A 23,145-nucleotide genomic window follows, 5' to 3' on the forward strand; every position below is an offset into this window, starting at 1 on the left:
TCTAGCGCACCGACTGTGAACTTGCGCGCTCATGTGTCGGCGCTGCGTCGGAACGGCCCCGCAACACCAATTGGCGCTTGAGAACGCTAACACCGCGGCCTGGCTGGCGGACGATGATGATCCTGGTGTGTGTGGTGTCCGCAGTTCGCCGATTTGCCGCATCGCCGCCTGCCATGCGGCGACGATCCGGGCCCAGATATCCCTCCGCCTCGATGAACAACTTCTCCTGCCCAAGCTGGTTGTTGAACCGCGCAGTGAGAATGGGCGCCTTTTCGGGCAGGCAGATCACATCATCAAAGCCCATCTCAATGTAGTGGACCAAATCCAGGGGGCCATCCGGCATGATCAGGATGATGGGGGCGAAACGGACATTGAACTGCGGGGAGCGACGCAGGGCGTGCAGCAATTGCGCCTTGGCTGGATCGCTGATGGCGTAGTGCATCAGGAAAAACGGCAGCTGAAGTGGCTCTATCTGGCTATAGTCAGAGTGATCAACCACGGTACCAAAGCCGATCCGTTGCCCCAGAGACAAAAGCGACCGACTGCCGCGTTGATCATGCGCAATAGCGACGGCAATACAGGAGGACAAACCCGTACCTGTCGCTTCTGCCGTCACGATATGTCTCCACGTTCTCTCGCGCGTTGAGAAATATCATGTAAGTACTAATCTGAATATTGTCGCTTCTGTAAAATTTGAAGCATCGCCAATTTTGCACTGAAGCGCCGGTATATATACCGTGTCATTTTCAATTTGCGTCGAAAGCAATAAACAATAACGACCGTGAATTCGAAGTTGATTCCGCCTAACTACTCCAGACACTTGAGACGTTTGCGTTAAAAATCGAAGCCCATCTGGGAGGCCGGCGCCTCTTCAACCTGCTTGGCAGGTTTTGCTGGTTTTACTGCTTTGGGGGCAGCAGGTGCTGCGACCTGAACCTGCTCCACGGCCTTAGGCGCAGCCACCGGCTTCTTCGTCCGCACCTTCACCGCGACCTGAGGCTGAGGCTGAGGCTGAGGCTGAGGCTGAGCGGATGGCTGAGCGGATGGCTTGGCGTTGAACTGGGTCAACCACTTTTCGGCCGGTGCCAGTTTCTTCGCATGGAGCACATAGAGGTTTTCGCGGCCCGTCTTTTTCTCGGACACCAGCCCTGCCTCGCGCAGTACGCGCAGGTGGCGAGAGATCGCGGGGCGGCTGATATCGAAGCCCGCGGCCAGGACGTGAACCGGCTTGGCGCCGCCGTGCAGGATCTCGACAATCCGGCATCGCGTGGGATCGGCAAGAGCGCTGAGGATGGACACTGGCGGCATGATAATCCCTTGGGTTCACCCTCCCTTAGGTAACTTCAACGTTACAGGTCAAGCGCAAGTGCCTGTAGAAGCTGGTTATTCACCGCAACCGTTCGGTGACCGAGTATCACGGCATAATACCGCCATATGACGGCAATAGTCTGGTCACTTCCTTGCAGCACAGTTCAAGGCAAGGAGAGCAGATGCAGTCCAAGCGGTCCCTGGCGAAATACTCTTGGTGGAGTCGCGAGCAGCGGCCCTTTACGGTGGCCGAGCTCATCGTTGATGGCGCGGTGCATGTGCTTGGCCTGATCGTGGCCATTGTTGCGGGATCGATCCTTCTGGCCTTCGCCATCGGCTATACAGCCCCTGAAGCCGTCCCTGCCCTCGTTGTCTATATCGGCTCGCTGATTGCCGTTCTGGGCGTTTCGCTGGCCTATAATCTGTGGCCTGTGTCGCCCATCAAAATGGTGCTGGCGCGGTTCGATCAGGCAGCGATCTTTCTGTTTATTGCGGGCACCTACACGCCATTTCTGGCCGTGCTGGGCGGCACGCTGACGGGCACGATCATGATGGCTTTTGTCTGGGGCGCCTCGCTGATCGGCGTCGCGCTCAAGCTCATCGTGCCGGAGCGCTTCGGCCGCCTGGCTATCCTGCTTTACCTGGCGATCGGTTGGAGCGGCATTCTGGTGTTTCAGTCGCTCGCCCAACAGTTACCCGTCAGCACGCTCTGGCTGCTCGTGGCGGGCGGGATTACCTACTCGCTCGGCATCATTTTCCATCTTTGGGAAAAGCTGAAGTTTCAGAACGCCTTATGGCACGTGTTTGTGGTGGCGGGCGCGAGCATCCACCTTTGGGCCGTCATCGATTTTATGGTGATACACCGGCTTTAGGCGTCAGTTCGCCCTGGCACCGATCCGGTCGTGATCCATCGTATCGCCAGCCTTGAGGCCGATCTCAACCGAACGACCACCCGGAATCTCCAGCACATATTGTACCGGTCCATCGGACGGGATCGAGGTCGGGTCATGCGGCCGCGCGTTGACGTGCACGTTCTTCACCACGCCCTTGGCATCCACAAAGATCATATCGAGCGGAATGAAAGTGTTGCGCATCCAGAACGCGACCTGGCGCTCTGCCTTGAAGTCAAACAGCATGCCGGCGTCTGGAGCCAGTTCCTGGCGGAACATCAGGCCCTGTGCGCGGGTCTCGTCGTTGTCGACCACTTCAACGTTGAACTTGTACTCACCGGTGGCGGTGTGCAGCGTCAGTTTGCCCTCATCGCTGCAGGCAGCAAGCGGCATGGCGATCGCCGCGACGACAGCAATGGTCGCAGCGTTTCGGGCCAGCTTGGGCAACGAAGCAAGGCCTTGGGCAAACATGTTCATGAAGTCGATCCTAGTGCGAAGACGGCGCGTCGCCCCAACCATCGGGCCGGATTTCGGCGACCATAAGGCCCTTGGGGCCATTGCCGTAGCGCACAAGCACAAATTGTCCGGGGCGCAGCTCGGTAATGCCGAAGCGGCGCAGGGTTTCCATATGCACGAAGATATCGGGCGCGCCTTCGCCTTCGGACAGAAACCCAAAGCCGCGAATGCGGTTAAACCACTTCACCTCGAGCCGAACCATGCCCGAGGTCGCTTCCACAACCACATGCGTACGCGGCGCAGGCATCTGGGCAGGGTGGCGGGCGGTGGATTCGTCCATGGAAACAATGCGGAAGGCCTGCAGGCCGCCAGGGCGGTTGAGCGCCTCGACAACGATGCGCGCGCCCTCATAGGCAGTCTGGTAGCCGTCACGGCGAAGGCAGGTTACGTGGAGCAGCACATCGGGCATGCCATTGTCGGGGACGATGAAGCCGAAGCCTTTGCCCGCGTCGAACCACTTGATCGCGCCAACGACTTCGATGGTGTCGAGCCCGTGGTCTGCACCCGATGAAGTTTCGGCATGGGTCACCGAGCCTGCCTCATTGGACAGGTTCGCTGGCTCCTCGCCGTTGCCATTCAATTTGGCCCCCATGCTCCCAACGCCCTTCGCACTCGCCCCGCAAATCACCGGGGTACTCTACAAGATCGTCATACTGTGGCCGATTCAGTGGCAAAAGTTAAGAAGATGTTGCGATTTTGTTTTTACCCCGCGCAACAGCCCGTTGCGGCTTCGGCAAGCAATTGCTAGGCCCAGCCAACCCCCGGCAGAAATGGAGAAAATAACGTGAAGTATCTGCACACCATGGTTCGCGTGACAGACGTGGATGCGAGTCTCAAATTCTACTGTGAGGGTCTTGGGCTTGAAGAAGTTCGCCGCAGCGAGAATGAAAAAGGCCGCTATACGCTGATCTTTCTGCGCGCTCCCGGTGATTCTGGCGGCGAAGTCGAGCTGACTTACAACTGGGATCCCGAGGAATATACCGGCGGCCGCAATTTCGGTCACCTGGCCTACCGCGTCGACGACATCTATGCCCTTTGCCAGCATCTGTCCGACCTCGGCATCACCATCAATCGCCCGCCGCGCGATGGCCGCATGGCCTTTGTGCGCTCGCCAGATGGTGTTTCGGTCGAACTGATTCAGGACGGCACCCTGCCCCCGGCAGAGCCTTGGTTGTCCATGCCAAACACCGGCAAGTGGTAACAGACTGATTCACCACCCCTCGGGTGCGTTAACACACTGCTAACCGTCGCGCTTAGCGCGCGGTTAGCGAAACCGATCGTATTTTAGCGACTTCACAGTACCGATCATTGCCTGTTGCAAGAATGCAACCGCAGGTCTGGGGAAGTTGCCATGAAGACCATCACCCGTTCCATTGCCACTGCGCTTGCCTGCGCCCTCACCCTGGGCGCCTGCATGCCCATGGCCATGTTCGCCAGCTCGAGCGGCGCCGGTTATGCCGGCAAGCGCAATGACTGGGGCACGATCGTCGCCAGCAATGATGTGAATGCGTTTTGCATCACCCCCAAACTGCGATTCCTGATCTGGGAATTCGAAGGTCAGTTCGGCAAGAAGGTCGTGATGCATTCCGGCTATCGCGATGAGCAGCACAACTCGGCTTCTGGCGGCGCAGACAACTCCTATCACAAGCGCTGCATGGCCGCGGACATCTACATTCCCGGGATCGACAAGCAGCAGCTGATCAATTTTGCCATGCGGAACAGCAGCGTAGGCGGATTGGGCTGTTATCCCGGCCGTCCCTTTATCCACGTGGACGTCCGAGACCGCCCAAAAGGCTACAATCGTCCGGTCACTTTCTCAGGCTGTTGAAAAAAGTCCTTTAGTTTCACACAAATGGGTTGCGCATCACGAAAGGCCCCCTTATACGACACCCAGCGCTTAGGCGCCCTTCGTCTATCGGTCAGGACGCCACCCTTTCACGGTGGAGAGAGGGGTTCGATTCCCCTAGGGCGTACCATTCCTTCTTCTTGGAATGGCACAAGGTAACCGCTACAAAGGCTCTCGGCGCATAGCGCCAATCGGCCTAAAGTAGCCCTACTTTGTAACGCCAATGAACTTGAGATGCGCCCATCGTCTATCGGTCAGGACGGCACCCTCTCACGGTGCAGAGCGGGGTTCGATTCCCCGTGGGCGTACCAAGTCCTCCCCCCTTCCCTAGTTTTACATTTTTCGTGCGACACCTTGGTGACCAGGTTTGGTTTCCAGATGGGTCGCAATGATTCGTTGGAATCAGCGATTCGATTCGCTGATTCGTCGCTGACGGAAAAATCTGCTGATTCGACGAATTATTTTTGGGTTCGGCGATGATTCTGAGTGCGCCTCGCGATTTATCGCGCGCCCCGGCATCCCCATTCCTCCCTCACCACCGCGCTGCCCTCTGACTTGATCCGAGGGCCACTTGCCGCTTGTGCCGTGCGGAGAGTGACCCTCGGATCAAGTCAGAGGGAAGCGACGCTGGGCGGGATAGGGAGGGGATGGGTGGCGGGGCCCGGAGACCTCATGGTGAGCTTGTCGAACCATGTGGGCGGGCTTGTAGATCGTGCCACGACCTCGTCCTTCGACGGGCTCAGGATGCGGTCTGTTGGGGGCGCGATACTCAATCGCCCCATTCCTCCCAGCACGGCTACTGTGCAACCGCCTCAGCGAACACATCACCACGCCTCCTCTTCCCCCAAATCCCTCCCCCCGCCACCGAGCTGCCCTCGGACTTGATCCGAGGGCCATTGCCCGCTTGTGCCGAATTGAGAGTGGCCCTCGGATCAAGTCCGAGGGCAGCGACGGTGGTTTAGGTAAATGGTGCAAAGGGGAACAAGGCTCAAAGACCTCATGGTGAGCCTGTCGAACCACGGAGTCGGGCGCGCAGCCAGTTCCACGACCTCGTCCTTCGAAGGGCTCAGGATGAGGTCTATGGGAATATGGCGCTTGTCGCCTCGCCACTCCCCCCCAAAAACAAAAAAAGCCCGAACCATGTTTGAGCTTTCATCGGGCAACAAAAAAGCCGCCGCGTTTTCAACGTCGCGGCAGCTTCTCTAGACCTGCTCCTGCTGTGGCAGAAGCATTATGCGCGTCTGCTAACTAGAGCAGAGTCAAATTCGTTGCCGATTCCTTGCCGTCACGGCCGGTCTCGAGCTCGTAGGTGACCTTGTCGCCTTCATACAGGCCCTGCAGGCCCGAACGCTGAACAGCGGAAATGTGGACGAATGCGTCCTTGCCGCCAGACTCAGGCGAAATAAAGCCAAAGCCCTTGGTGGTGTTGAAGAACTTAACGGTGCCAGTAGTGGCCATGTGTGTCGATCTGCCATTTAGAGCCCGACGACAATAGCGACCGGGCAGATTCTCCTTCGGCAACATACCGAAGGGGTGCGAGACATTGTCAAATTAAGAGACAAATGTCAAACGCGCCAATAGTCACTGCGATGTAGCGTGCGAAAATAACTTGCAGCTTGGCAATGAAACCGCTTCACAAGCGCAATCTCTACTAGCTGTGTCGAGCATTACGGCAGTCGCGGCAAGTGCATTTCGCCTCAGGCGAAGGCCCGAGCATGCACATGATGGCGGCCAATCGGGATGATCATCGGCGTGTCGGACACCGGATCGATCACGACTCGCGACGCCATGCCGAAGACATCGGCGACAACGGCCTCCGTCATCACCTCGGCAGGCCGCCCCTCCGCCACCAGTCGTCCAGCCTTCATGGCCACGATGTGGTCGGCGTAGCGGCAAGCCAGATTGAGATCATGCAGCACCACCGCGACGGTGCGGCCACTGTTCTTGACCAGATCGGTCAGCAGATCGAGCACCTCGACCTGGTGGTTGATGTCGAGAAAGGTGGTCGGCTCGTCGAGCAGCAGCAAGTCAGTCTGCTGCGCCAGGGCCATGGCGATCCATACGCGCTGGCGCTGACCGCCGGAAAGCTCGTCGACCGGACGGTCGGCCAGCTCCAGCGTGTCGGTGGCGCGCAGGGCCTCGGCAACCGCGGCGTCGTCTTCGGGCGTCCAGCGGCGGAACCATCCCTGATGGGGGTAACGCCCCCGCCCGACCAGATCGGCCACCACAATGGCGTCTGGGGCGATGGGAGACTGCGGCAGCACGCCGAGCACAGTCGCCACGTCTCGCGTCGACATGGTGTGGATGGGCTTGCCATCGAGATAAACTGCGCCCTTGGTCGGCGACAGAAGGCGCGCGAGGCCACGAAGCACGGTGGACTTACCGCAGGCATTGGCGCCAACGATGACGGTGAGCTTGCCGGGCGGGATGGTCAGGTTGAGATCACTGACGACCTTGCGGTCGCCATACCCAAGGTCCATGCCGGCGGCGAGTAGCTGATGGTCAACGCTCATGGAGCACTCCTAATTCACGCGCCCTGCCCGATTGGAGGCAATGAGCAACCACAGCAGGAACAGCGCGCCGAACACGCCGGTAACGACGCCGACGGGCAATTGAACGGACGGCAAGGCATGTTGGGCCACAAGGTCTGAGCCAAGCATGACCAACGCGCCAACCAGCCCCGCCTGCACAAAGCCCTTGCCGCTGCCCGCCAACAGGCTGCGCGCAATGGGACCGGCGACAAAGGCAACGAAGGTTACCGGGCCAACTGCAGCCGTGGCGAAGGCGGCATAGGCGACGCCCGCCACGATCAGGCCAAGACGGGTGAATTCCACGCGAGCACCGAGTGCTGTGGCCGTGTCGTCGCCCAATTGCAGCGCATCGAGGCCACGCACCAGCGCGACGGTGACTGGGACCAGTACAACCAGAGCAATAGCCAGCGGGGCGATGTCCGCAACGCGGGCAGCGTTCAGGCTGCCGACGAGCCAGGCCATGGCCTGCTGCACCTCAAACAGGCGCGCACGGGTAAACAGGAACGACATGATCGCCGCCATGATGGCGGACATGCCGATGCCGATCAGCACCACGCGATAGGGCGTCACGCCATCGCGCCAGGCCAGCGCATAGATCAGCACAGCCGTCAGGATGGCGCCCATGAATGCGCCGAACGACACGACGATGCCGGACATGCCCAGCACAATGATGCAGAACACCGCCGACGCGCTGGCTCCATGCGAAATTCCGATAATGTCGGGACTTGCCAATGGGTTACGCAGAAGCATTTGGAAAATGATTCCGGAGAGCCCAAAGGAGATTCCGGTGAGGACCGCCAGGGTTGCACGCGGCAGGCGCACGTTGAGAACGATGAAGTCCACGCCCTTGTTCACGTCTCCTGTGAACGGCGAGAGCAGCGAGCGCACCACGCCAGCGGGCTCGACGTGATAATCGCCCAGATACAGCGCCAGAGCGAAGGTGAGCACCAGCAGCGCCACCAGGCTGGCCGTGACCGTGTAGCGGCGGGACGCAAGGTTGCGGCGGATGGTCTGGACTTTGGTTGTTGCGTCGATGCTGGCCATCAGAGCGACGCCAGCTTGCGGCGGCGCACCAGCGCGATGAAGAACGGGGCGCCGACAAAGGCGGTGACAATGCCCACCTGCACTTCGCCCGGCGGCGAGATCACGCGGCCAATGACGTCTGCGCCGAGCAACAGAATGGGAGCCATCAGCATGGAATATGGCAGGATCCAGCGATAGTTCGGCCCGGTAATGGCGCGCGCCACATGCGGCACCGTAAGGCCGACAAAGGCGATGGGGCCAGCAGCGGCAGTAGATGCGCCAGCCAGAATGACGGCGGCCAGCCCGGCAATGGCCCGGGAACGGCCGACATTCTGGCCCAGCGAGCGCGCCACATCCTCGCCCATGGACAGACCATCGAGCATCCGGCCTGTGACCAGCGCCAGCACAATGCCGACGGCGAGGAACGGGGCGACCTGAATCACAATCTCCATGCCCCGACCTGCCAACGAGCCGACCTGCCAAAAGCGCACCTCATCAAGCGTGCGGGGGCTGGTGAGCAGAATGGCGCTGACCACAGATTGCAGCGCGGCAGTCATCGCTGCCCCCGCGAGCGCCAGCTTGATTGGCGTGGCGCCTTCGCGGCCGAGCGAAGCAATGGAGTAGACCACCAGCATGGCCACGGCAGCGCCGATAAAGGCCAGCCAAACGTACATGCTGAGCTGGGTGATGCCGAGCACGGCCACCCCCAGCACGATGAACAGCGCCGCTCCAGCGTGGATGCCGAGAATCGATGGATCGGCCAGCGGGTTGCGCGTCGCGCCCTGCAGCACTGCACCGGCAAGGCCCAGCGCGGCGCCGACCAACAGGCCGACAATGGTGCGTGGCAGGCGCAGATCCCAGATGATGCGGTGATCGGTGGATTGCGGATCGAAGGCGGTCAGCGCGGCCCACACGGTTTCCAGCGTAATGGGGCGCGCCCCTTGCGTGATCGAGAAGAACGCAATGGCGACCACCAGAACTGCAAGACCGAGGAGGCCGAGCGCGAGCGCGGCCTCCCGTTGTTTTCCCGAACGCGGCGCAGTCGTCGCCATCGCTATTCCGTCAGGTTCTCGTCGGCGGCGTTGATTGCCGTCGTCAGCTTTTCCAGCTCGGAGGCATAGGCGCCATAATTGCGCAGCCAATAGGCTGGCCAATCGGTGACGGCGCCAGCAGCCGCGGCCTTCAGTGTGGTCCAGGTCGGCTGCGCCAGGGCAGTCTTCATGGTGGCTTCAGCGCGGTTATCGACCAGGATCAGGTCGGTCTGGTACTTGTCGGCGTTTTCCCAGCTGAGATTTTCGAAATAGCCGTGCTCGTCCACATTGTCGGGGGTGATGACGTTGAGGCCCCAGGTCTTGAAATCGGTCAGCTCGGAGCTGCCGACGGGGGTCGCGACATAGAGGCCGTCATTGCCGGCCCATACGGCCAGTGCGGTGAGATTTGGCTTGGCCTTGTTGGCGGCGATGAAGCCGTCGCGGGCAGTTTCGAAGCGTGCCTTTTCGGCAGCAATGTTCGGCTCGCTCAGATCAGCACCAAGGCCAGCGGCCAGGCCTTCATAACCCTCGATGATTTCGATGATCGACTCGCCGACGGTAACGCCGGTGATGGGGGCAAGCGACCGCAGCGGGCTTTCGGCGCCTGTCAGGTCGTTGCCGCCGCTCCATTCCTTGGACACGGGCCAGTATTCGGCGATGATCACGTCAGGCTGCAGCGCTGCCGCCTTTTCGATGTCGACCTCGCCCCAGGCCTGCCCGATGATTTCGATGCCGGTGAGATCAAGCCCCTGCAATGCCTTGGCTTCCGAAACCGGGCTATCGGCATAGATGCCGACCGGGCGGATACCCAGCGGGATCAGGCCTGCCGCCGCGTCCTGGCTGGCGATGATGCGGCTGGGCACTTCGTCCAGCGTCACCGTCTGGCCGGTGCTATCGGTAAAGCTCCACTGCGCGGCAAAAGCCAGCGTGGGGGCGGCGACCATAAGGGTGGCAACGGAAAGCGGAAGGAGTGTCTTGAGGATCATCGTATCTCACCTGCGCGAAGTTTGCGGGTAAGTAACGATCGATAACATGACGGGTCAAGTCATGATATTCATTGTCGACGGAACAGATGTGGAGTGGAGCCTGTGCCCCACCCCAATTTCAGGCGATTAAGCAGGCTTGCGATACTGATAGATGCCCACGTCGATGGAACCTTCAGTGAACCCGGCCTCGCAATAGCTCAGGTAGTAGACCCACTTGCGCTTGAAGTACTCGTCGTAGCCGAGCGGCGCAATAACGGGCCAGCGTTCAAGGAAGCGGTCGCGCCAGAGCTTGAGGGTCTTGGCGTAAGACAGGCGGAACGTGTCGACGTTTTCCAGCACGAGGCCATATTTTTCGCCGAACTCGCGCATCACCGTCTTGGTGAGCAACATGCCGCCGGGGAAAATGTAGCGCTGGATGAAGTCCGGTCCGCTGCGATAGCCGTCAAAATCGGCCTCGTTGATGGTGATGGCCTGAATGGAGGCGGTGCCACCGGGCTTGAGGCGATCATGGATGGTCTGGAAATAGCTTGGCCAGTTATCCTCGCCCACGGCCTCGATCATCTCGATGGAGCCAATGTGGTCGAACTGGCCTTCGGTGTGGCGATAGTCTTCAAACACCAGCGTGGCGAGCTGATCCAGCCCCTGCCGCGCAAGGCGCTCCTGGCCAAACTTGAGCTGTTCGGCCGACAGGGTAATGCCGCGCAAACTGGCCTTGTAATCGCGGGCGATGGTTTCGGCGAAGCCGCCCCAGCCGCAGCCGATTTCCAGCACCGACGAGCCTTCCGTGACCCCCGCCATATCGGCGACGCGGCGGTACTTTGCCGCCTGAGCTTCCTCAAGGCTCTGATCGCCCGAGGTGAACAGCGCCGAGGAATAGGTCATCGAAGGGTCGAGCCACTCGCCGTAAAAATCGTTGCCGAGATCATAGTGCTCGGCGATGTTCTTTTTGGAGCCTTCGAGCGTGTTGCGGCGCGACAGGTGATAATGCAGGTCGCCGGCAGCCTTGCGGAAAAAGCCGGGATTGGCCTGCTCAAACATGTCGCGGTTTTGCAGGAAGAAGCGGAACAGCGCGGTCAGGTCGTCGACCTCGATATCGCCGTTCATATAGGCCGAGGCAAAGCCGACCGTGCCGCGCTGCATGGCTTCGGTCAGTACGCGGAAATTGTTGAGGCGCAACACGGCATGTTCGCCGGTCGCCGGGTTGCCTACGATGCGGGTGCGCCCATTGGGCAAAATAACCGTAACACCGCCATGCTTGGGTCTACCAAGAAGTGCGAACCCTACGCGCTCGACCACCCATGAGGCGAAACTCGTCCAAAGGGTTGTGCCCGCGCGCGAGTCTTCTACTGCTGTCTTCGTCATCGGCCGCTAATCCAACTATCGCTAGGAAGGCGGCAAATGAAGTCGCCTTGGTGTGTGCGTCGACTGCATACGAAAGCAACGCAAGCCTGGATCACCTGCGTGTGCCTGCAAATACTTTAGCCGCGATAGTTGGATATGCAAGCCACAGTTTAAGGCTCTGGCAGACACGACGATCCGGAGCCACACGGCCAGTAATCGCCTGCTAGCGTTGCGGTTTTGCCATGTCGGTCAGGCGGAACTGCACCTGTTCCCGCCCCTGATAATGATCGATCGACAGCGCGCCCGCGAAGTGAAATGCCGTATCGCTATCGCGTAAAAGGGCATCCCCCAGGGCGGTGTTTGCGGCACGGAAAGCGATGGCCTTGAGTCGCGCGCCATCTTCCGAGGTCAGTGCAAAACTGACATGACCGCCCTTACCCACGATCTGCGCGTAGCGCGCCCGATGGGCGGGGAAAGCGAACAGGGGACCAGGATTGCCCGAACCATAGGGCCCTGCCCGCTCGATATCCTTGACCAGATCCAGGCTGGCCCCGCGGGCGGTCAGCGCGGCGTCAATCGGCAGGGCCGTTGCGGCACGAGCGACCGATACGTCAGATGACAGCGCATCGGCCAGGAACGAGCGGAACGGACCCAGCTGGCCCGGCTTGATGGTGATGCCGGCGGCCATGGCGTGCCCACCGCCCTTGGCCAGCAGCCCCGACTCAACTGCAGCAATGACCGCGCGCCCCAGATCGACGCCCGGCATGGACCGGCCGGAACCCGTGCCCGTGCCATCGGGCTGCAGCGCAATGGCGAATGTCGGGCGCTCGAAGCGTTCGCGCAGGCGCGCGGCGATGAGACCGACCACGCCGGGGTGCCAATTGGCCGAGGCCAGCACCAGAACTGGCGGACCTTCACCAGAGCCAATTTCCATCTCGGCGACAGCGGCCGCTTCTTCGACCGCCTCGACCTCAATGCGCTGACGCTCGGAGTTCAGCTCTTCCAGCTTGGCGGCAATCACCAGCGCCTCATGCTCGTCATCCAGCGTCAACAGCCGCGTGCCGAGCGCGGCGTTGCCGATGCGGCCACCGGCATTAATGCGCGGACCGATGAGGAACCCGAGGTGATAGGGGTTGATCGGGCCATTCAACCGCGCTGCCAAAGCCAGCGCGCCGATGCCGCGATTGTCGCCGCGCCGCGCCACTTCGAGCCCGCGCACCACAAAGGCCCGGTTGAGCCCAACCAGAGGCACCACGTCGCACACTGTGGCCAGCGCCACCAGATCGAGCAGCTTGAGCAGGTCCGGCAGGCCCGTATCGCCACGCTGGCGCAGCGCGCGATTGACCGCCACCAGCACCATAAAGGTGACGCCAGCAGCACAGAGATAGCCGAGGCCGGAGATATCGTCAGGCCGGTTTGGATTGACCAGCGCATTGGCGTCCGGCAGCGCATGGTCGGCAAGATGGTGGTCGATGACCAACACATCAGCGCCACGGCTGCGCGCATGAGCAATCGGGGCCATACTGGTGGTGCCGCAATCGAGCGTGATAATCAGCGTCGCGCCGCCATCGATCAGCTTATCCATCGCGCCGATATTGGGGCCATAGCCCTCAAAAATTCGGTCGGGAATGTGGACCTGTGCCTCGATGCCAAAATGGGCGAGGTAACGCGCCATCAGCGCGCAGGAGCAGGCTCCGTCCACGTCATAATCGCCAAACAGGGCAATCGACTCGTTATCGGCAATGGCCTTGGCGATGCGGTCGGACAGCGGGTCCATCGCAGCGAGTGTCGACGGATCTGGCATCAGATCGCGGATCGTCGGCTCAAGATATTTGGGGGCGTCATCAATGCCGACGCCGCGCGCCGCCATGATGCGTGCCAGAATTTCAGAAATGCCAGTGCGCTGAGCGATGGCCGTCGCGGTGCGCGTTGTGCCCGCGTCGAGGCGATCCGTCCACGCCCGGCCCGTGACCGAGCGGCTGACATCAAGGAATGGTCTAGGCGCATCCAGCATGAGGGATAGCTAGGCGATTTAACGAAACGGCGAAAGAGGAATTCCCGCTTTCGCCCGAATGATGCTGCGGGTGGGGCGTGGCTACTCCTAGCACCCCCAATCACAGGCGCTTCCCGCGGACTTGATCCGCGGGTCATTGTCCGCTCGTGCCGGGCTGGGAGTGGCCCACGGATCAAGTCCGTGGGAAGCGATGGTGGGTGGGGATGGTGAAGGTGTAAAGCAGGAGCTTTACGTGCCGAGCAGTTTGGTGCACCGCCCCCTCAGTCGTCACCCTCGGGCTTGACCCGAGGGGGCTTCATTTGCAGGACGGCGGCTTAGTGCAGAGCCCTCGGGCCAAGCCCGAGGGTGACGAGCGGTGGGTGGGGAGTGATCCAGCTAAGTCGCTACCCAACACCCCCCTCGGCCCACCAACCCTACCGCGCGTGCTGCGCCCGGATCCATCGCACCGTCTGGCTCCAAGAGCGCATGACGATGGTGGAGGTTTCGACCGAGTTGCGGCGGAGGCGGATACCGTCGAGCAAGGAACCATCGGTGACGCCGGTGGCGGCGACGAGGACGTCGCCTGCGGCAAGTTCGGTCACGTCATAGACGCGGTTCGGGTCGGTGATGCCCATTTCGCGCGCACGCTCGCGCTTGGCGGGGGTATCGAGGATCAGCTTGCCCTGCATGTGGCCGCCGATGCAGCGCAAGGCGGCAGCCGCGAGGACGCCTTCGGGTGCGCCGCCGGAGCCGAGATAGATGTCGATGCCGGTGTCTTCGGTGTTCACCGCATGCATAACGCCGGCAATGTCGCCGTCGCTGATCAGCTTGACGGCCACGCCCGTGGTGCGCAGCTCCTCGATCAGGCTGGCGTGGCGCGGGCGATCAAGCACGATGGCGGTGACTTCGCTGAGCGGCACGCCTTTGGCCTTGGCCAATGCGCGCACATTCTCCGTCGCCGTCCAGTCGATATGGACGGTGCCAGGCGCATAATCCGCACCAATGGCGATCTTGTGCATGTAGACGTTGCGAGCAACGTTGAGCAGGCCGCCCCGCTCGGCCATGGCCAGCACCACCAGCGAGTCTGGCTGGTTCTTGGCGCAGAGGGTAACGCCTTCGAGCGGATCAACGGCGATATCAACTTCGGGGCCCTGCCCGTTGCCGACTGACTGGCCGATGTAAAGGTTGTCGGTTTCGTGCTGCTCGCCTTCGCCGATGACGATGCGGCCGGAAATGGCGACGCCATCGAGCTCGGTTTTCATCGCGAGGACGGCGGCGTCATCAGCAGCTTTTTCGTCACCTTTGCCGCGCCATTCGGCAGCAGCAAGCGCTGCCCGCTCCGTGACGCGGACCAGTTCCAGCGTCAGGGTGCGGTGCAGGTGGGCGGGGGTTTTGGCAACCTCGACCTTGGTGAGCTTCATGTTTCCTCCCGGAGCCTGACTTGCCCGGAGGGATATCAGAGCGTTTCGATCCGGATCAACTGCGGTTCACCCACAATGAAACCGTCGGCTGCGATCTGCGCAAGCGATTCACGCACCGATGATTCCAAAGTCTGCTGAGTGATCATCACGACTGTCCGGGTCGGCGAGCCGTCCGGTGCCACAGCCTTAGCGCTCAAATCGGACCGCTGGATGACAGAGTCGATGGATATATTGCGCTCGCCCATACGGGTGGTGATTGCGGCCAGCGCGCCGGGTACATCCTTGGCGTTGAGGCGGATGTAATAGCCGCCTTCATGCGCACGCATTGGCGCTTCGCGGTATGGCATCAGCTCGTGGCTTGGCACGCCCAGCGGCGGCACGCGGGTGCCACGGGCAATGTCAAGAATATCCGACAACACGGACGATGCGGTTGGCGGACCACCGGCGCCGGGACCGGCCAGCAGCAATTCGTGCACGTGGTCGGTTTCGAGCGCCACGGCGTTCATCACGCCATCGACGCCGGCAATGGCCGAGCCCTTGGGCACAAAGGTTGGGTGCACGCGCTGCTCAATGCCATCGTCGGTACGCTGGGCAATGCCGAGCAGCTTGATCTTGTAGCCGAGGTCAGCGGCGACCTTGATGTCGTGCTGGGTGATGCGGGAAATGCCCTCGACGCGGATTTTGTCCGGGGCAATTTCATAGCCGAAGCACAGCGTCGCGAGGATCGACAGCTTGTGCGCCGTATCGAAGCCTTCAACGTCAAAGGTCGGATCGGCTTCGGCATAGCCGAGCGCCTGCGCGTCCTTGAGGCAATCGGCAAACGAGATGTCCTCATTGCCCATGCGCGTCAGGATGTAGTTGCAGGTGCCGTTCATGATGCCGAACACCTTGGCGATGCGCGCCGAACCAAGGCCCTCGCGCAGCGTCTTGATGACGGGGATGCCACCTGCAACAGCGGCTTCAAAGCCCAGCTGCGCGCCGGATTCTTCGGCCATGCGGGCAAGCGTCAACCCATGTTTGGCCAGCAGCGCCTTGTTCGCGGTGACGACCGGACGGCCGATTTCGAGCGCAGCTTTGACAGCGGCAAAGGCCGGACCGTCCTCGCCACCGATCAGCTCCACGAACAGGTCGATGCCTTCAGATTTGGCCAGGGCGACGGGATCGTCGAACCAGTCGAGATTGGTGATATCAATGCCGCGATCGCGCGAACGCGAACGGGCGGCAACAGCAGTGACCACCAGCTGGCGGCCGAGTTTTTTGGTGAGCTCAGCGCCGTCCTTCTGCAGGATGCGCACCAGCGTCGCGCCGACATTGCCCAGGCCCGCCACGCCAATGCGTAGCGGCGGCAGCGTTTCGCCATCGCCATATTCCTGCATTGCCTTGAGAATGCGCGCACGGGTTTCCGTGCGGGGCTCGCGGCCCTCGCGCAGGTCAAAGACGAACAGCGGATCGCCCGCAACGGTGCGGCCAAAGCGCGTAGGCGTCCAGCCCCGGGCAGAGATGAAAGTTTCGACGGCTTGGCGGAAAGACTGGATATCACTCATGGTGGCGCCATCTGCATAGGATTTCGCCTAGCCGTCAATAGGAGTTTGGGCGGCATTTGCGCCGCCCACGAGATTATTGCTTTGCGACCGCCTCGGCGGCCTTTTCCATCACGTCGAGATAGGTCGGCAAGCCCCAACGCAGCGACAGCGCGCTTGGCGGGGAAACGGCAGCAACATTCTCGGTGCCCACCAGCGCGGCGAGGCCGCCATTGACGATGGGTGGGTAGGTCTTGGCATAGGGCTGGGCCAGGAAATTATCCAGTGCCGATTGCTCTTCATAATAGGTGATGAAGATGTCGGCGGTGAGCTTGTCGAACAGCTCATAGCTCAACGGGAAGATATACTGACCGTCATCGGGCGCCAGTTCGATAACGCTCGGCGCCATGGTGAGGCCCAGATCGGTCAAGAACTTCATGCGCGCATCGAGCGGCGCATAGACCGCGATGGAGCCGTCATAGTCGTTGCCGCTGGCAAAAGTGACCTTGGCGAGCGAAGGGCGCTTGGCGAATTCGGTGTTGAGCCAATCGGTGGTTTCGGCGACCAGCGTTTCAGCAGCCTCGGACTTGCCGAGCGCCTTGCCCACGGTGCGGGTCACGTCCTGCCACGGGCTGGTATAGGCGTCGCCGCTATAGGCCACGGTCGGCGCAATGCCCGACAGCAGTTCATATTGCTGCTCGGTAATGCCCGAAAACGCAGCGATGATCAGGTCCGGCTCCAGCGCCGCAATCTGCTCGAACGGCGGTTCGCCGGCATTGGTCAATACGGTTGGCGCTGTGGCGCCAGCTGCCGCAAGTGCATCCTCGATCCAGGGCTGAATGCCATTGTCACCACCGCCATAGGACTGGAACGGAACGCCGACGGGAATCACGCCCAGCGCAATCACCGCATCCTCATTGCCCCAGCCCCAAGTCACCACCCGCTGTGGCGCGGCTGGAACGACGGTGTCGCCGTAAACATGGGTGAGCGTAACGGGGAATTCCTGGGCGTGAAGCGCGACGGGAGAGAGCGCGACGGCGAGAGCTAGGAGGATACGGGACATGGCAGCACCGAGTGAAGGATGATGAGCCTTCCTACAAAAGATGATTTGTGTTGTCATGTATATTTTTGGGCAGCCTGAGAGATCGAAATACCCCCTCCTAACCTCCCCCTGATTAGGGGGAGGAACAGCTCGCGTTCAGGGCAAGATGAGAGACAATCCACAGGCCGGTTCCTCCCCCTCCCAGGGGGAGGCTAGGTGGGGGTACTCCCATGCAGCCTCCCGTCATGCCGCCAAGAGCAGAAATTTCCGCATCGTTCGGGATCGGCGCACAGTAACACTCGTGTGTCTTCTTGCCTTGACCAATGCCCTGCCCTATCTTTGCGGGCGCAGGGAGGAATCTCTGCATTGTTCTCAGGGCGGGGTGTAATTCCCCACCGGCGGTAAAGGCGGCGACGCCAAGCCCGCGAGCGCGCCACGAAAGTGGCGGTCAGCAGATCCGGTGTAATTCCGGAGCCGACGGTCATAGTCCGGATGGAAGAGAACGGGACCAAGCGCTGCTTTGCCAGCGCTCGCGTAGCTTTGCGCGAGCGTTGCTGCGGTGCCACTTCCCGTAACCCTGAGGAAACTGGTTACGGAAAGGACTTTAGATGAACCAGATTTCCTCGCCTACCAACGCCCCCGTACTCGGGGCGATCTTTATGCTCGGTGCGGGCATAACCTTTGCAATCACCAATATCCTGACCCCGATCATCACCTGGCAACTGGGCGTTCCGTCCACCGCCGTGGTGTTCTGGCAATATGTGATCGCCACCATCATCGCGCTGCCTCTGATCTTCCGGATCGGCTTTTCTGCGCTCAAGACCAAGCATCCATGGGCTCATGAATCGCGTGCGCTGCTGTCGGCGCTGGGCGTGCAGTTCTTTGCCTTCGGCTTCGCCAGTGGCGTGCCGGTCTGGCAGATGGTGGCGCTCTCGATGACAGGCCCCTTCTTCATCATCGCCGGGGCCACGATCTTTCTGGGCGAAAAGCTGACGCCACAGCGACTCATCGCGTCGCTGGTGGGCTTTGTCGGCGCATTGCTGGTGTCGGAACTGGGCTCGGAGCAGTTCACCTGGTTCTCGCTGACGCCCATTCTCGCCGCAGCCTGCTGGGGCTCGGTATCGGTCATCACCAAATATCTCAGTCGCGATGAAGCGCCAGAATCCATGACGCTCTACATGCTGGTGCTGATCACCCCGAACCACCTGCTGATCGGGTTGATCCTCGGCTTTGCGGTCGCCATTCTGCCCGAAGGCACGCTTCCAGCCAGCCTCGCCACCGGCTTTGATTTCGTGCTGCCCGGCGGCGACGCCCTCTGGCTGATCCTGCTGCTTGGTGCGGTCACCGCAGGCGCGCAATACTTCCTCGCGCTCGCCTACAAGGTGGCCGACGCGACGTATTTGCAGCCCTTCGACGATCTCAAGCTGCCGCTCAATACCCTGCTGGGCTGGCTCATCCTGTCCCAGGTCCCGCATGTCTGGTTCTGGCCGGGCGCCGTGCTCATCCTTGGTGCGTCGAGCTTCATCCTGTGGAGCGAGACCAAGCGACGGAACGCTGTAAGCTTCGCCTGATAGTGAAGGCCCCCGAACGATCCGGGGGCCTTTTTCTTTTGCTCTAACGATGACGCCATCGATCCTGATCCGGGTCAACCTCGGGCAACCCCAGGTCTCGCCGCAAAGCGCAGCGCCCTGGCGCTTCGTCGGCAGCCTTGAACCAACCCCGAACAGCAGCATAAATCTTCATGAAAGTAGTGCCTATCTTCATCATGGAGGCGAGTATCAGCCAGCTTCCATAGGAAGAAAAACGATGTGTTCGCATCGATACCATGAAGGAATTTCATGCTCTTTGGATCGAAGGCTTTCCCTCCACTGCAGACTTTGCGGGCGTTTCTGGCCGTTGCTGAAACAGCCAGCTTCACCAAGGCCGCGCAGGCAATCGGCATCACGCAGACAGGCGTGAGCCACCAGATCGCTCAGCTTGAACAGTGGCTTGGCGCAGAGCTGTTCGTTCGAGAAAGAAACGCCCTTCGCCTCACCCGCGTGGGCGAAACGCTATTGCCCGAGGTGCAAAACAGCCTCTCCTCTCTGGCTGCAGCTTTGGCCAGCGCCAAGCGTGTTCCTGGCCCGCGAACCCTCGTGATTTCAACAAGCCCGGAATTTGGCTCGCAATGGTTGGTCCCCCGGATTGACCGCTTTATTCAGGATCACCCTGACCTGTCGATTTCCGTCGCCCTCAGCTATCGCCGCGCGGATCTGATGGCGGGCGAGGCAGATCTGGCAATCTGGCTGGGCTCCGGCGGACCGCCGCTGAGCGCCGAGCGCCTGGCCATCGAGGAAGAGTTTCCCGTCTGCTCCCCCGAGCTTTACCGCACCCTCCCCAGCAGGCAAGCGGCGCGCGCGGCACCTCTGCTGCACTACGTGGGCGAGCGACACACCGTTCTGGATTGGCGCCGATGGTTCACCCAGATCTATGGGACCGAGGAAGATGGCGGCCCCGACCACATCCACACCGAACTGGATCTGGATACGGGACCAACGTTCAAGACCTTCGCCGAAATGCTGGATGCATGTAGGGCCGGCGCGGGGTTTGCCTTGGTCCGTTCATCCTTGGTGGTGGATGATCTTGCAACGGGCAAGCTGGTGCGCAGCTTTAGCGAAAGCGTAAATTCGGACCTGCACTATCATGTGGTCTGGCTGCCATCGAGCCAGAAGATGGACGACATCGACACGTTCAAAGCCTGGCTCAAATCAGAGCTTGGTGCCGTGGCCCCAAAGCCTCCGGAGTGACCCGGAGACCTTCGCCACGCTAGCTGGTCAGGAACGCCCGAGCACGACGTGGGTGGCCAGCTCGGAGGGGGTGGAGCTCAGGACGCGATATCCGAGGGCTGGCAAGTCGAGACCCGCAAACATCGCCTCACCCTGCCCCAGCAGCACGGGCGAAATGGCAAAGTGCAGTTCGTCGATCAATCCCGCCTGCAGATACTGGCGCACAGTCGATACACCGCCTCCGATTTTGACGTCGCGCTCTCCAGCCGCCTCCTGCGCGCGCTCAAGCGCCGCATGGATGCCCTCGGTGACAAAATAGAATGTGGTGCCGCCTTCCATGACGATGGGATCGCGGGCGTACTGCGTCAGGATGAAGGTTGGCGCATGGTAGGGCGGGTTTTCTTCCCACCAACCCTTCCATTCCTTGTCGAGCCATTCGCCGCGCTCTGGGGTAAACATGTTTCGGCCCAGAATGAACGCGCCGAAGCCATCCATGGATCGGTGGGCAAAGGTTTCGTCCACGCCCTCGGAGCCCTGCCCGTTCCCGAACATGGACTGGAACGTCTTGGTTCCGAAGAACCACTTGTGCAGCTCCTGCCCGCGCACTCCCAACGGGTTTTGCAAACTCTGGTCCGGGCCCGCCCCGAAACCATCGAGCGACAACGAAAACCCACCAACCCTGACACGTCCCACGCAAGCCTCCTGTGCTGGCACTATGCTGCCTCGCCCAACTGATGCCTGCAATCAGGAAAAACTAGGGCGGCAGACAATGTCCACCGCCCACCAGAACCAGGAAGTTGCTCGGCGCGCCTAAAGCGAAACCCAGCGCTGCTCCTGATGGCTTTGCGCCATGGCATGCACACTCCGCTCAATGCGCAGCCCAGCGTCGAAGTCGATAACGCGCGCAGGCTCGCCGCCGATCCGGCGCAGCAGCTCGTGGCACTCGATCACCTTGAGATCATTGAAGCCCAGACCATGCCCCGGCGCCGGAATGAACCGGTCATAAGGCGCATGCTGCGGGGCAGTGAGAATGGTGCGGAAGCCCTGTTCTGTTGGCTTATCTGAGGTGAGATAGAGCTGCAGCTCGTTCATGCGCTCCTGATCGTAGACGATGGTGCCCTTGCTGCCGAAAATCTGCAGGGCGATGCGACCCTTGCGCCCCCAGGCCGAACGATCGAGCGCCATGACGCCGCTGATGCCTTCGCCCAGCTCGAACAGCACGCTGGCGATGTCGAAGGTTTCCACCGCGCGCTTGCCGCCGTCGCGGGTTGGGCGCTCGGCATAGGGCTTGCTCAGATGGGCCTGAACCTTGGAGACCGAGCCGAACAGCACATGCATGAGGCTGAGCGGGTGGACGCCGAAATCGTCAAGCGCGCCGTAGCCGGAGCTGGCTTCGCTCTTCCAGTAGAACAGCGCCTCCGGGTCGGCCATAAAGTCTTCGTCCATTTCGAAGCGGACGTGATTGACCGTGCCGATGGCGCCATCGGCCAGCAGCGCACCGATTTGCCGGATCAGGGGGTTCTGAATGTAGTTATAGCCAAGGATCGCCACCTTGCCCGAAGCCTTCGCGGCCGCAGCCATGCGCTCGGCATCGGCCAAGGCCACCGCCATCGGCTTTTCACACCAGACATGCTTGCCCGCTTCGAGCGCTGCAATAGCCATCTCCGCGTGGAAGGCATTGGGGGTGGTGATGGACACCACATCGACGTCGGAATTGGCGATCAGTTCGCGCCAGTCGCCGGTGGATTGCTCGAACCCGAACTCGTCGGCCTTCTTGCGCGCGATATCGGCGTTCACCTCTGCCAGCGACACCAGCCGCACGCTGGGCCCGTCGCCGAACACCGCTTTGACACTATTCCACGCCAAAGCATGGCATTTACCCATGTAGCCGGTGCCGATCAGGCCCACGCCAATTGAACCACCCATTCCAACCTCCGATGTTTTCGAATGTTTAATCCATTCATTCCATTTTCGGAATAGACTTTCTAACACCACTTGCCTGATGGCCCCGATTGGGGATTATTGGGGCTAAGAGACTGTAGGAACGAGATATGTCCGCTACGACCGACAAGGTGCAGCCACCGCAGGACTTCGACGCATTGCGCAGCGCGATCCTGGAACGGAAGGCAGAACTGCCAAAACGCCTGACCCAGGTTGCGGCTTATGCGCTGGATCACCCGGACGAAATCGCCTTCGGCACCGCCGCCAGCATCGCCGTGTCGGCCGACGTCCAGCCATCGACACTGGTGCGGTTTGCGCAGCACTTCGGCTTCGATGGCTTCTCGGGCCTGCAATTGCTGTTCCGCGACCGGCTGCGCGAGCGCAACTCATCGTATGAAGACCGCTTGCGGACGCTGGAGAAGAACGGGCCGGCGCTCGCCGAGAGCACAACGATCTTCAACGGCTTCATCGCTGCCGCGCAGCGCTCCATCGATGGCATTGGCGCCGATGTGAACCCCGAGGCATTCGAGCGCGCCGTGTCACTGCTGGCCAAGGCGGACACAATCTATCTGATCGCCAAGCGCCGCTCCTACCCTATCAGCAGCTACATGGCTTATGCCTTCGGCAAGCTGAAGGTGCGCTACCAGCTGGTCGGCACATCAGCCGGCATTGATGATGACATGCTGGCGATGGCCACGGAGCGCGATGCGGCTTTTGCCGTCAGCTTCTCCCCCTATGCATCGGAAAGTGCGGCGCAGGCCCGCGCGCTCGCGGCCCGCAACATTCCCGTCGTGTCACTGACCGACTCGGCCTTCTCACCGATGGCAGAATGCTCGACCGAGTGGTTCGAGGTGGTAGAAGCCGATCACGCCGGGTTCCGCTCGCTCTCGGCCAGCATGGCCTTTGCCATGGCCCTCACCGTGAGCATTGCCGAGAAGCGTCGCCGGGGCAGCTAGGGCGAAATCCTGCGTCAATTTCACAAATAGAACGT

22 protein-coding genes, 2 tRNA genes and 1 riboswitch are annotated in these 23,145 nt (G+C 61.2%); of the genes, 8 read left to right on the plus strand and 16 right to left on the minus strand.

Features of this window, described 5'->3' with window-relative positions; genetic code table 11:
• Nucleotide 1: 1 nt before the first annotated feature.
• Together WH87_RS05320 and WH87_RS18870 are read right to left on the minus strand one after the other, a co-directional pair.
• On the minus strand, nt 2–616 hold the full coding sequence (locus WH87_RS05320) for a hypothetical protein (RefSeq protein ID WP_156458110.1): 615 nt from the start codon (nt 614–616) through the stop codon (nt 2–4).
• A gap of 218 nt (nt 617–834) precedes the next feature.
• On the minus strand, nt 835–1,308 hold the full coding sequence (locus tag WH87_RS18870; RefSeq protein ID WP_052726286.1) for an ArsR/SmtB family transcription factor: 474 nt from the start codon (nt 1,306–1,308) through the stop codon (nt 835–837).
• A 182-nt stretch (nt 1,309–1,490) separates the two neighbouring features.
• Here WH87_RS18870 and trhA point away from each other — a divergent pair, with 182 nt between their 5' ends.
• On the plus strand, nt 1,491–2,180 hold the full coding sequence (gene trhA / locus WH87_RS05330; RefSeq protein WP_046138184.1) for a PAQR family membrane homeostasis protein TrhA: 690 nt from the start codon (nt 1,491–1,493) through the stop codon (nt 2,178–2,180).
• A gap of 3 nt (nt 2,181–2,183) precedes the next feature.
• On the opposite strand, the gene WH87_RS05335 is transcribed toward trhA, so the two are convergent.
• Nucleotides 2,184–2,675: a DUF192 domain-containing protein gene (locus WH87_RS05335; RefSeq protein WP_052726285.1), complete on the minus strand. Its 492-nt coding sequence runs from the start codon at nt 2,673–2,675 to the stop codon at nt 2,184–2,186.
• A 10-nt stretch (nt 2,676–2,685) separates the two neighbouring features.
• Complete coding sequence (locus WH87_RS05340) at nt 2,686–3,306, minus strand: cold-shock protein (RefSeq protein WP_082092507.1); 621 nt, start codon at nt 3,304–3,306, stop codon at nt 2,686–2,688.
• Nucleotides 3,307–3,498: 192 nt separating this feature from the next.
• Here WH87_RS05340 and WH87_RS05345 point away from each other — a divergent pair, with 192 nt between their 5' ends.
• From WH87_RS05345 to WH87_RS05360, 4 genes are all read left to right on the plus strand, one after another.
• Nucleotides 3,499–3,915: a VOC family protein gene (locus WH87_RS05345; protein ID WP_046138182.1), complete on the plus strand. Its 417-nt coding sequence runs from the start codon at nt 3,499–3,501 to the stop codon at nt 3,913–3,915.
• Nucleotides 3,916–4,065: 150 nt separating this feature from the next.
• Nucleotides 4,066–4,542 carry a YcbK family protein gene (locus WH87_RS05350; RefSeq protein WP_046138181.1) on the plus strand — a complete coding sequence of 159 codons (477 nt, stop codon included), beginning with the start codon at nt 4,066–4,068 and terminating at the stop codon, nt 4,540–4,542.
• Between the two features lie 73 nt (nt 4,543–4,615).
• Nucleotides 4,616–4,690: transfer RNA gene (locus WH87_RS05355), tRNA-Glu, on the plus strand.
• A 106-nt stretch (nt 4,691–4,796) separates the two neighbouring features.
• Nucleotides 4,797–4,871, plus strand: a tRNA-Glu gene (locus tag WH87_RS05360).
• 937 nt (nt 4,872–5,808) lie between these two features.
• Here the strand turns inward: WH87_RS05360 and WH87_RS05370 are convergent.
• The 10 genes from WH87_RS05370 to WH87_RS05415 form a co-directional block, all read right to left on the minus strand.
• Nucleotides 5,809–6,018, minus strand: coding sequence for a cold-shock protein (locus WH87_RS05370; RefSeq protein WP_046138180.1), 210 nt, complete (start codon nt 6,016–6,018; stop codon nt 5,809–5,811).
• A gap of 239 nt (nt 6,019–6,257) precedes the next feature.
• Nucleotides 6,258–7,073: an ABC transporter ATP-binding protein gene (locus WH87_RS05375; RefSeq protein ID WP_046138179.1), complete on the minus strand. Its 816-nt coding sequence runs from the start codon at nt 7,071–7,073 to the stop codon at nt 6,258–6,260.
• Nucleotides 7,074–7,082: 9 nt separating this feature from the next.
• Nucleotides 7,083–8,135 (minus strand): FecCD family ABC transporter permease, encoded by a 1,053-nt coding sequence (locus WH87_RS05380; RefSeq protein WP_046138178.1) that lies wholly within the window; start codon nt 8,133–8,135, stop codon nt 7,083–7,085.
• A complete protein-coding gene (locus WH87_RS05385; RefSeq protein ID WP_046138177.1) occupies nt 8,135–9,166 on the minus strand; it encodes a FecCD family ABC transporter permease in 1,032 nt (343 codons plus the stop codon). The genes WH87_RS05380 and WH87_RS05385 overlap by 1 nt, the downstream gene beginning before the upstream one ends.
• Before the next feature lie 2 nt (nt 9,167–9,168).
• Nucleotides 9,169–10,131: an ABC transporter substrate-binding protein gene (locus tag WH87_RS18875; protein WP_052726284.1), complete on the minus strand. Its 963-nt coding sequence runs from the start codon at nt 10,129–10,131 to the stop codon at nt 9,169–9,171.
• Nucleotides 10,132–10,257: 126 nt separating this feature from the next.
• Nucleotides 10,258–11,493 carry an SAM-dependent methyltransferase gene (locus WH87_RS05395; RefSeq protein WP_082092508.1) on the minus strand — a complete coding sequence of 412 codons (1,236 nt, stop codon included), beginning with the start codon at nt 11,491–11,493 and terminating at the stop codon, nt 10,258–10,260.
• A gap of 202 nt (nt 11,494–11,695) precedes the next feature.
• The gene (gene recJ / locus WH87_RS05400) at nt 11,696–13,486 is read right to left on the minus strand and encodes a single-stranded-DNA-specific exonuclease RecJ (RefSeq protein ID WP_046138176.1); all 1,791 of its coding nucleotides are present in this window, start codon (nt 13,484–13,486) and stop codon (nt 11,696–11,698) included.
• Between the two features lie 413 nt (nt 13,487–13,899).
• Nucleotides 13,900–14,886, minus strand: coding sequence for a class II fructose-bisphosphatase (glpX, locus tag WH87_RS05405; protein ID WP_046138175.1), 987 nt, complete (start codon nt 14,884–14,886; stop codon nt 13,900–13,902).
• A 35-nt stretch (nt 14,887–14,921) separates the two neighbouring features.
• Nucleotides 14,922–16,262: a homoserine dehydrogenase gene (locus WH87_RS05410; RefSeq protein WP_046138602.1), complete on the minus strand. Its 1,341-nt coding sequence runs from the start codon at nt 16,260–16,262 to the stop codon at nt 14,922–14,924.
• A gap of 241 nt (nt 16,263–16,503) precedes the next feature.
• Entirely contained in the window at nt 16,504–17,469 is a 966-nt protein-coding gene (locus WH87_RS05415; protein WP_052726283.1) for an iron-siderophore ABC transporter substrate-binding protein, read from the minus strand.
• Nucleotides 17,470–17,812: 343 nt separating this feature from the next.
• Nucleotides 17,813–17,956, plus strand: a riboswitch (FMN riboswitch).
• Between the two features lie 100 nt (nt 17,957–18,056).
• Here WH87_RS05415 and WH87_RS05420 point away from each other — a divergent pair.
• Nucleotides 18,057–19,019: a DMT family transporter gene (locus WH87_RS05420; protein WP_046138174.1), complete on the plus strand. Its 963-nt coding sequence runs from the start codon at nt 18,057–18,059 to the stop codon at nt 19,017–19,019.
• 267 nt (nt 19,020–19,286) lie between these two features.
• Nucleotides 19,287–20,234, plus strand: coding sequence for a LysR substrate-binding domain-containing protein (locus WH87_RS05425; protein WP_046138173.1), 948 nt, complete (start codon nt 19,287–19,289; stop codon nt 20,232–20,234).
• 27 nt (nt 20,235–20,261) lie between these two features.
• Here the strand turns inward: WH87_RS05425 and WH87_RS05430 are convergent, their stop codons facing one another.
• Together WH87_RS05430 and WH87_RS05435 are read right to left on the minus strand one after the other, a co-directional pair.
• Entirely contained in the window at nt 20,262–20,906 is a 645-nt protein-coding gene (locus tag WH87_RS05430) for a dihydrofolate reductase family protein (protein ID WP_046138172.1), read from the minus strand.
• 117 nt (nt 20,907–21,023) lie between these two features.
• The gene (locus WH87_RS05435; RefSeq protein ID WP_046138171.1) at nt 21,024–22,139 is read right to left on the minus strand and encodes a Gfo/Idh/MocA family protein; all 1,116 of its coding nucleotides are present in this window, start codon (nt 22,137–22,139) and stop codon (nt 21,024–21,026) included.
• A gap of 125 nt (nt 22,140–22,264) precedes the next feature.
• Here WH87_RS05435 and WH87_RS05440 point away from each other — a divergent pair, with 125 nt between their 5' ends.
• Nucleotides 22,265–23,110: a MurR/RpiR family transcriptional regulator gene (locus WH87_RS05440; RefSeq protein WP_046138170.1), complete on the plus strand. Its 846-nt coding sequence runs from the start codon at nt 22,265–22,267 to the stop codon at nt 23,108–23,110.
• Nucleotides 23,111–23,145: the final 35 nt, after the last annotated feature.

The sequence above is a fragment of the Devosia epidermidihirudinis genome, from assembly GCF_000971295.1.
Classification (GTDB): Bacteria; Pseudomonadota; Alphaproteobacteria; order Rhizobiales; family Devosiaceae; genus Devosia; species Devosia epidermidihirudinis.

Bases quoted from the DNA above. Each gene is read 5' to 3' on its own strand.
- WH87_RS18870 (WP_052726286.1), bottom strand. From the start codon at position 1,308: ATGCCGCCAGTGTCCATCCTCAGCGCTCTTGCCGATCCCACGCGATGC.
- trhA (WP_046138184.1), top strand. From the start codon at position 1,491: ATGCAGTCCAAGCGGTCCCTGGCGAAATACTCTTGGTGGAGTCGCGAG.
- WH87_RS05335 (WP_052726285.1), bottom strand. From the start codon at position 2,675: ATGAACATGTTTGCCCAAGGCCTTGCTTCGTTGCCCAAGCTGGCCCGA.
- WH87_RS05340 (WP_082092507.1), bottom strand. From the start codon at position 3,306: ATGGGGGCCAAATTGAATGGCAACGGCGAGGAGCCAGCGAACCTGTCC.
- WH87_RS05350 (WP_046138181.1), top strand. From the start codon at position 4,066: ATGAAGACCATCACCCGTTCCATTGCCACTGCGCTTGCCTGCGCCCTC.
- WH87_RS05370 (WP_046138180.1), bottom strand. From the start codon at position 6,018: ATGGCCACTACTGGCACCGTTAAGTTCTTCAACACCACCAAGGGCTTT.
- WH87_RS05375 (WP_046138179.1), bottom strand. From the start codon at position 7,073: ATGAGCGTTGACCATCAGCTACTCGCCGCCGGCATGGACCTTGGGTAT.
- WH87_RS05380 (WP_046138178.1), bottom strand. From the start codon at position 8,135: ATGGCCAGCATCGACGCAACAACCAAAGTCCAGACCATCCGCCGCAAC.
- WH87_RS05385 (WP_046138177.1), bottom strand. From the start codon at position 9,166: ATGGCGACGACTGCGCCGCGTTCGGGAAAACAACGGGAGGCCGCGCTC.
- WH87_RS18875 (WP_052726284.1), bottom strand. From the start codon at position 10,131: ATGATCCTCAAGACACTCCTTCCGCTTTCCGTTGCCACCCTTATGGTC.
- WH87_RS05395 (WP_082092508.1), bottom strand. From the start codon at position 11,493: ATGACGAAGACAGCAGTAGAAGACTCGCGCGCGGGCACAACCCTTTGG.
- recJ (WP_046138176.1), bottom strand. From the start codon at position 13,486: ATGCTGGATGCGCCTAGACCATTCCTTGATGTCAGCCGCTCGGTCACG.
- glpX (WP_046138175.1), bottom strand. From the start codon at position 14,886: ATGAAGCTCACCAAGGTCGAGGTTGCCAAAACCCCCGCCCACCTGCAC.
- WH87_RS05410 (WP_046138602.1), bottom strand. From the start codon at position 16,262: ATGCAGGAATATGGCGATGGCGAAACGCTGCCGCCGCTACGCATTGGC.
- WH87_RS05415 (WP_052726283.1), bottom strand. From the start codon at position 17,469: ATGTCCCGTATCCTCCTAGCTCTCGCCGTCGCGCTCTCTCCCGTCGCG.
- WH87_RS05420 (WP_046138174.1), top strand. From the start codon at position 18,057: ATGAACCAGATTTCCTCGCCTACCAACGCCCCCGTACTCGGGGCGATC.
- WH87_RS05425 (WP_046138173.1), top strand. From the start codon at position 19,287: ATGCTCTTTGGATCGAAGGCTTTCCCTCCACTGCAGACTTTGCGGGCG.
- WH87_RS05435 (WP_046138171.1), bottom strand. From the start codon at position 22,139: ATGGGTGGTTCAATTGGCGTGGGCCTGATCGGCACCGGCTACATGGGT.
- WH87_RS05440 (WP_046138170.1), top strand. From the start codon at position 22,265: ATGTCCGCTACGACCGACAAGGTGCAGCCACCGCAGGACTTCGACGCA.